The organism is Streptomyces sp. NPDC058662 (genome assembly GCF_042716255.1).
Taxonomy (GTDB): domain Bacteria; phylum Actinomycetota; class Actinomycetes; order Streptomycetales; family Streptomycetaceae; genus Streptomyces.
The window spans coordinates 1-7,338 of the sequence record NZ_JBHXRU010000173.1; the positions used below are offsets into that span (position 1 = coordinate 1).

Sequence of the window (7,338 nt, forward strand, 5' to 3'; positions counted from 1 at the left end):
CCCTGGAGCGGCCGGGGGCCTGCGTCGTCAGTCCGCGAGCTCGACCCGGTGGACATGGGCGACCGTGACCCGGTCGATCTCCCCGACGGTCCGGCCGTCCTCCATGGAGTAGGCGGAGAACTCGCTGGTCTCGGTCTCGGTCTTGTCGCCCGCGACATGCCGGGTGACGAACTCGCTCTGCCCGATGAAATCGCCGTCGTCGTCGAAGGCGTTCACGGTGACGGTGTAGTTGGCCGGCGGCCCGCCCGGATTGGTGATCCTGTACTTGACCTCGTAGGCCGAGCAGTCGTTGAACTGGTACTCGTCACTGTCGTCGCAGGCGCCCTTGCCCTTGGCGTCGGAATCGGCCGTCTCGGAGCCGGTTATCCGCACGTGGTCGGCCGCGTCCCCGTCCGAGACCGTCCACCAGACGCCCGCGGCCAGGGCGAGGCCCGCGGCGGCCCCGACGGCCGCGACCGCGGAGCGGGGGACGCGCCGCCGGGCCGTCCCGGCCGCTTTCCCGGCCGAGCCGGACGCTGCGGGAGCACCGGGCGCTGCGGGAGCACCGGCCGAGCCGGGCGCTGCGGGAGCACCGGGCGCGGCCGTCGCCGGCGGAGGCGTCGCGCGGGGCGGGGGAGGGGTCGGGGGCGCGGGTGGTTCCGTCACTGGCTGCTCGTTCCTGTCGACCGGTCGGGCGGCTCATTCTCGGTCGGGGGGCCGCCGGCGGTCAGGCGCTTCGGGGGAAAGTCCCCCGATGGTGGTGGCCCGGGCGGGCCCCGGCCGGGGCGTGCTCGGCACGGTCCGTCCCAACTCTCCGAAGAATTCAGGTCGTGCCTGGTCAGGCGCCCTGTGTCGGGCTCTTCGGGGCGGGTTGACGGCCTTCCTGCTTTGACAGGCGGCCGAGGCAGGGTGAGGGTGGAAATGACCTAAGGACCGGATAAGAGAGACATGTTCGGAGGTGCATGGAAATGCGCCGTAGGATCCTCGCGGCAGTCATGACAGGGGCCGCTGGAGTCGCCCTCGCCGTTCTGCCCGTCGGCAGTGCCTCGGCCACCAGCACGGGTAGTGGTGGCGGCAACGGTACGTACCGGTGCTCCGACCACCGCTACCACGACTGGCGCTGGAACGAGTGCTGCGACCGCGACTGGCGCGACCGCCCCAGCTGGTGCTGGGACGTCGGTGGCGCGGGCGGCAACGGCGGCAACGGGCACGACCACAACCGGAACCACTCCGACTGGCGCGACAACAACTGGCACGACGTCGATTGGAACGACTCCGGCCGCGGCGGCAACGGCGACTGGGGCCACCACGGCAACTGGGGCGGCGGCAACGGCGGCAACGGCGGCGGCAACGGCGGCGGCGGCGGCTGGGGCGGCGGCCACGGTGGCAACGGCGGTGACGGCGGCAACGGCGGCGGCGGCGGCTGGGGCGGCGGCCACGGTGGCAACGGCGGTGACGGCGGCAACGGCGGCGGCGGCGGCTGGGGCGGCGGTGGCCGCTGAGACCGACCGGTAGCCCCGGGCCGCGGGCCCGAACCGGCTCCGACCGATGCCCCTGCGCCGCTGGACTCAGCGGAGCAGGGGCATCGCTCCGGTCAGCTCGCGCAGGCAGCGCACCGCGAGCTCGGCGGGGGAGCCCGGCCCCGAAACCGGGGCGTCCGTGGCCGACCACAGCTCCAGGGAGACCCGGATCGCGTCCGTCGCCGCGGCGGCCAGCAGGCGTACGCCCAGCGGATCGGCGGCGGGGCCGGCCAGCCGCGCGATCAGCGGTACGAGGTTCTCCTCGGAGTCCTGGTTGACCCGGTACCAGACCGCGCGCAGCGCGGCGTCCGTCGCCGCCGCCCGCAGCAGGCCCCGGGTCACCTCCAGGCCCTCCTCCACCGCCTGGGGGCCGCTCAGCGACCGGGTGACCGCCCGCTCCAGGGCCTCGGCCAGCGGCGTGCCCGGCTCCTCCTCGGCGAGCAGGGCGCGCCAGATGTCGCCGCCGCCCGTGAGGAGGGGAGCCACCGCCTCCTGCTTGTTGCGGAAGTAGCGGTAGAACGTGCGCAGTGCCACGCCCGCCCGGTGCGCGATGTCCTCGGCGGTCGTGCCGTCGGGGCCGTGCTCGGCGAAGAGTTCGCAGGCCGCGCGGGCGATGTCCAACTGGGTGGCGGCCTTGCGGCGCTCGGTCAGCGACTGGGCTCCGGGACCGCCCTGGGGAGCGTACGGGCGAGGGGATCTCACGGGGCGAAGCCTACCCTTCGGCCCTCCGCGCACTGCATTGCGTGACACTCTGGCAAACCGTGCCGTGCCGTGGGTACGCTCGCCCCCATGAACCGTTACGAAGGACGCCGCGTCCTCATCACCGGCGGCGGCTCCGGCATCGGCCGGGCCACCGTCCACCGCATCCTCGCCGAGGGCGGCCGGGTCCACACCGTGGACGTCAGCGAGGACGGGCTGGCCGCCACCGCCGACCGCGCCGCCGCGGACGGCCACGCGGACCGGCTCAGCACCGCCGTCCTCGACATATCCGACGAGAGCGCCGTCAGGACGGGCGTGGCCACCGCGGTCGAGGCCCTCGGCGGCATCGACGTCCTCGTCAACGCCGCGGGCATCCTGCGCTCCGCGCACACCCAGCAGACCACCCTCGACCTCTGGAACCAGGTCATCGGGGTCAACCTGACGGGCACCTTCCTCATGATCCGCGAATCACTGCCGGCCCTGCTCGCCGGGGACCAGCCGGTCGTCGTGAACTTCAGCTCCACCTCGGCGTCCTTCGCCCACCCCTACATGTCCGCCTACGCGGCCAGCAAGGGCGGCATCCAGTCGATGACCCACGCGCTGGCCGCCGAGTACAGCAAGCGCGGCCTGCGCTTCGTCAGCGTCGCCCCCGGCTCCATCGAGAGCGGGATGACCACCGGCACCGGCCCGGGCCTGCCCGAGGACACCGACTGGTCGCTGTTCACCAAGCTCGCCCCCGCCCTCGGCCAGGGCTTCGCCGGCCCCCAGACCGTCGCGGGCGTCGTCGCCATGCTGGGCTCCGAGGACGGAGCATTCATCACCGGCACGGAGATCCGTATCGACGGCGGCACCCACTACTGACGGACCTACGCCCTGAACCGCTCCCAGAGCCGGGGGAAGCGCTCCGCGAGCACGGCTTCGTTCTCGAAGTCCAGCGCCGTGCCCTCCGGCTCCGCCGCCTGCAGCGGGACCCCGAGATCGGGGGCCACCGACCCGGTCAGCTGCTCGTACGCCTCGTCGGCGGCGTACCCCAGCTCCTCGCCGTCCCCGTCGATCTCCTCGTCGAACTCGTCGAGGAGCTCCGCGAGCTGGTCCGGGTCGTGGACCCCGCCCTCGAAGACCTCCCGCCCCTGGCCGATCAGCCAGCACCGGAAGTAGTCGAACGCGTCGTCGCTGGCCCCGTCGAGCAGCACCCAGGCCGCACCCCACAAGTCCCAGGTGTACGCCCGGTTGTACCGCGCCTCGAAGTGCCGGGCGAAGTCCAGGACGGAGTCCGGATCGAGCTGCGCGAGCCGCTCCACGAGCAGCTCGGCGTGCTCCTCGGGGTCGCCGTCGGCGGCCTCGCGGGTACGGTCGACGATCTCCCAGAACTCCGTCTCGTCCATCACCGCTCCAGCATCACGGGTCCACCCCCGCACCGCCACCTCTCATACGGCCAAAGGCCGGTGTCCGACCCCCTGGAGGGCGACACCGGCCTTCGGTACGTCAGACGCGTACGGGCTGCGCGGGCTCAGAGGCCGTAGCGCTCCCGGGCCTCCTTGACGGAGGACGCCGGCACCTCGCCGCGGCGCGCGAGCTGGGCCAGCGCGGCCAGCACGATCGACGGGGCGTCGACACCGAAGTGGCGGCGGGCCCCCTCGCGGGTGTCGGAGAGGCCGAACCCGTCCGTGCCCAGCGAGGTCCAGTCCTGCTCCACCCACTGGCTGATCTGGTCCGGAACCTGGCGCATCCAGTCGGACACCGCGAGGACCGGGCTGGTGACGCCCTCCAGCGCGCGGGTGACGTACGGGGTGCGCAGCTCGCCGCGCAGCAGCGCCTCGTCGCACTCCAGCGCGTCGCGCCGCAGCTCGCCCCAGGAGGTGGCGGACCAGACGTCGGCGGCCACGTTCCAGTCGGCGGCGAGGAGCTTCTGCGCCTCAAGCGCCCAGTGGATCGCCGTGCCCGAGGCCATCAGCTGGATCTTCGGGGCGTCCGCGGCCGGGGCCGCCTCCGCGAGGTCCGCCGCCGTGTTGAAGCGGTAGAGGCCCTTGAGGATGCCTTCCTCGACGCCGGCCGGCATCGCGGGCTGCACCTTCGGCTCGTTGTAGACCGTCAGGTAGTAGAAGACGTCCTCCGGCTCCTCGCCGTACATCCGGCGCAGGCCGTCCTTGACGATCACCGCGATCTCGTACGCGAAGGCCGGGTCGTAGTTGAGCGACGCCGGGTTCGTGGACGCGATCAGGTGCGAGTGGCCGTCCGCGTGCTGGAGGCCCTCGCCGGTCAGGGTGGTGCGGCCGGCCGTGGCGCCGACGATGAAGCCCTTGCCGAGCTGGTCGGCCAGCTGCCACATCTGGTCGGCGGTGCGCTGCCAGCCGAACATCGAGTAGAAGATGTAGAACGGGATCATCGGCTCGCCGTGCGTCGCGTACGACGTGCAGGCGGCGATGAAGTCGGCCATGGCGCCGGCCTCGGTGATCCCCTCGTTGAGGATCTGGCCGTCCTTGGCTTCCTTGTAGTACATGAGCTGGTCGCGGTCGACCGGCTCGTAGGTCTGGCCCAGCGGCGAGTAGATGCCGGCCGACGGGAAGAGGGACTCCATACCGAAGGTGCGGGCCTCGTCGGGGACGATCGGGACCCACCGCTTGCCGGTCTCCTTGTCCCGCATCAGGTCCTTGACGAGCCGGACGAAGGCCATGGTGGTGGCCATCTCCTGCTTGCCGGAGCCCTTGAGCAGCGGGGCGAAGGAGCGCTCGGCCGGGGCGGGCAGGGCCACGTGCCGGACCTTGCGGGCCGGAGCCGGGCCGCCGAGCGCCGCGCGGCGCTCGTTCAGGTACTGGACCTCCGGGCTGTTGGCGCCCGGGTGACCGTACGGGACCTGGCCGTCGGCGAAGGCGCTGTCCGGGATCGGGAGGCCAAGGAGGTCGCGCATGTCCTTGAACTCGTCGATCGTCAGCTTCTTCATCTGGTGGTTCGCGTTCTTCGACTCGAACCCGGCACCCAGCGTGTAGCCCTTGACGGTCTGCGCGAGGATGACCGTCGGCGCGCCCTTGTGCTCCAGGGCGGCCTTGTACGCGGCGTAGACCTTGCGGGGCTCGTGGCCGCCGCGGGAGCTGTGGAAGCACTCGGCGATCTTCGCGTCGGAGAGCACACCGGCCAGCTGCACGAGCTCGGCGTTGGCGCCGAAGAAGTGCTGGCGGATGTAGGCCACGTCGCGGGTCGCGTACGTCTGGAACTGCGCGTCCGGTACCTCGCGCAGGCGGCGCACCAGGGCGCCCGTGGTGTCGAGCTGGAACAGCTCGTCCCAGGCGGAGCCCCACAGCGACTTGATGACGTTCCAGCCCGCGCCGCGGAACTGGGCCTCCAGTTCCTGGACCACGCGGAAGTTGGCGCGGACCGGGCCGTCGAGGCGCTGCAGGTTGCAGTTGATGACGAAGGTCAGGTTGTCGAGTTGCTCGCGGGAGGCCAGGGCCAGGGCGGCGGTCGACTCCGGCTCGTCCATCTCGCCGTCGCCGAGGAAGGCCCAGACGTGCGAGCCGGCGGTGTCCTTGATGCCGCGGTTGTGCAGGTAGCGGTTGAAGCGCGCCTGGTAGATCGCGGAGAGCGGGCCGAGGCCCATGGACACCGTCGGGAACTCCCACAGCCACGGCAGGCGCCGCGGGTGCGGGTAGGACGGCAGGCCGTTGCCGCCGGCCTCCTGGCGGAAGTTGTCGAGCTGCTGCTCGGAGACACGTCCGTCGAGGAACGCGCGGGCGTAGATGCCGGGGGAGGCGTGGCCCTGGATGTAGAGCTGGTCGCCCGATCCGTCGGCCTCCTTCCCGCGGAAGAAGTGCTGGAAGCCGGTCTCGTACAGCCACGCGGCGGAGGCGAAGGTGGCGATGTGGCCGCCGACGCCGTATTTGGAGCCGCGGGTGACCATGGCGGCCGCGTTCCAGCGGTTCCAGGCGGTGATCCTGGCCTCCATCGCCTCATCGCCGGGGAACTCCGGCTCGGCGGCGGTGGGGATGGTGTTGACGTAGTCCGTCTCCAGCAGCTTCGGCAGCGCGAGGCCGGCGGCCTCGGCGTGCTGGAGCGTACGGCGGAGCAGGTATTCGGCGCGGCGCGTACCGGCGGCCTTGGCGACGGCGTCGAGGGAGGCCGCCCATTCGGCGGTCTCCTCGGTGTCGCGGTCCGGGAGCTGGTCGAGCTCGCTCGGAAGCTTTCCTACGGGGTCGGACATCGGTGTGCGCCGCCTTCCGGACAAAGGAGAGGTGGTGAAAAAATCCCTGACGGGCAGGACAGGGTCGTCGGACCTGGTTGAGGTCCGCGACGACTGTAAGTCGCTGATCGATGATCGATCAAACAAAAGTGGCGAAGAAATGCAGATCTGACAAAAGTCGGCACCGCGTGCCAGGGAATCAGGCACGCGGTGCCGGGCATATCAGGGCGTACCGGACGCCCGTCGTCGGGCTCAGGCGCGCGGGGCGCATCCCAGGACGTGCCGCTTCACCAGCAGGCCGATGTCGGGGTCCTGGTTGCGGAAGGCGTCGACGAGCGTCTCGTGCTCCTCGGCGTAGGACTTCTGGACCGTTCCCAGCCACCTGATGGACAGGGCCGTGAACACCTCGATGCCCAGGCTCTCCCACGTGTGCAGGAGCACGCTGTTCCCGGCCGCCCGCACCATCTCCCGGTGGAAGCCCACCGTGTGCCGCACCTGCGCCGTGCCGTCCTCGGCGCGGTCGGCCTCCCAGAGGGCGGCGACGTGCGGCTCCAGGGCCGAGCAGTCGGTGGCCAGCCGGGGCGCGGCCAGCTCCGCCGCGATCTGCTCCAGACCGGCCCGGACGGGGTAGATCTCCTCCAGGTCGGCCGCGGAGAGGTTGCGTACCCGCACGCCCTTGTTCGGGGCCGACTCGATCAGCCGCAGGGTCTCCAGCTCGCGCAGGGCCTCCCGTACCGGCGTCTGGCTGACCTCCAGTTCCACCGCGATGCGGCGCTCGACGATCCGCTCGCCGGGCTTCCAGCGCCCGCTGACGATCCCCTCCACGATGTGCTCGCGGATCTGCTCGCGCAGCGAGTGCACGACGGGTGGGGTGATCATCGGGTCTTCATCTCCTGGTGGGTGTGCAGGGACAATGCGGGGCCTGATGCGTAGACAATACGGCGGCGCCCCCGTCCGGAAGTATTC

At 71.7% G+C, this 7,338-nt stretch carries 7 protein-coding genes; 2 read left to right on the top strand and 5 right to left on the bottom strand.

The genetic code is table 11. The features are described from left to right. Nucleotides 1-27: 27 nt before the first annotated feature. Nucleotides 28-645: a hypothetical protein gene (locus tag ACFWUQ_RS30695; RefSeq protein ID WP_384544552.1), complete on the bottom strand. Its 618-nt coding sequence runs from the start codon at nt 643-645 to the stop codon at nt 28-30. A gap of 329 nt (nt 646-974) precedes the next feature. Here ACFWUQ_RS30695 and ACFWUQ_RS30700 point away from each other — a divergent pair, with 329 nt between their 5' ends. Next, nucleotides 975-1,481 (top strand): hypothetical protein, encoded by a 507-nt coding sequence (locus ACFWUQ_RS30700; RefSeq protein WP_384544554.1) that lies wholly within the window; start codon nt 975-977, stop codon nt 1,479-1,481. A gap of 66 nt (nt 1,482-1,547) precedes the next feature. Here the strand turns inward: ACFWUQ_RS30700 and ACFWUQ_RS30705 are convergent, their stop codons facing one another. Then, a complete protein-coding gene (locus tag ACFWUQ_RS30705) occupies nt 1,548-2,201 on the bottom strand; it encodes a TetR family transcriptional regulator (protein ID WP_384544556.1) in 654 nt (217 codons plus the stop codon). 87 nt (nt 2,202-2,288) lie between these two features. Between ACFWUQ_RS30705 and ACFWUQ_RS30710 the strand changes: the two genes are divergently transcribed. Further along, complete coding sequence (locus ACFWUQ_RS30710; RefSeq protein ID WP_384544558.1) at nt 2,289-3,059, top strand: SDR family NAD(P)-dependent oxidoreductase; 771 nt, start codon at nt 2,289-2,291, stop codon at nt 3,057-3,059. Nucleotides 3,060-3,064: 5 nt separating this feature from the next. On the opposite strand, the gene ACFWUQ_RS30715 is transcribed toward ACFWUQ_RS30710, so the two are convergent. From ACFWUQ_RS30715 to ACFWUQ_RS30725, 3 genes are all read right to left on the bottom strand, one after another. Then, nucleotides 3,065-3,583 carry a DUF4240 domain-containing protein gene (locus ACFWUQ_RS30715; protein WP_384544560.1) on the bottom strand — a complete coding sequence of 173 codons (519 nt, stop codon included), beginning with the start codon at nt 3,581-3,583 and terminating at the stop codon, nt 3,065-3,067. A 125-nt stretch (nt 3,584-3,708) separates the two neighbouring features. Further along, nucleotides 3,709-6,393: a pyruvate dehydrogenase (acetyl-transferring), homodimeric type gene (gene aceE, locus ACFWUQ_RS30720; RefSeq protein ID WP_384544562.1), complete on the bottom strand. Its 2,685-nt coding sequence runs from the start codon at nt 6,391-6,393 to the stop codon at nt 3,709-3,711. Between the two features lie 231 nt (nt 6,394-6,624). Further along, entirely contained in the window at nt 6,625-7,248 is a 624-nt protein-coding gene (locus tag ACFWUQ_RS30725; protein WP_384544564.1) for a GntR family transcriptional regulator, read from the bottom strand. Between the last annotated feature and the right edge of the window lie 90 nt (nt 7,249-7,338).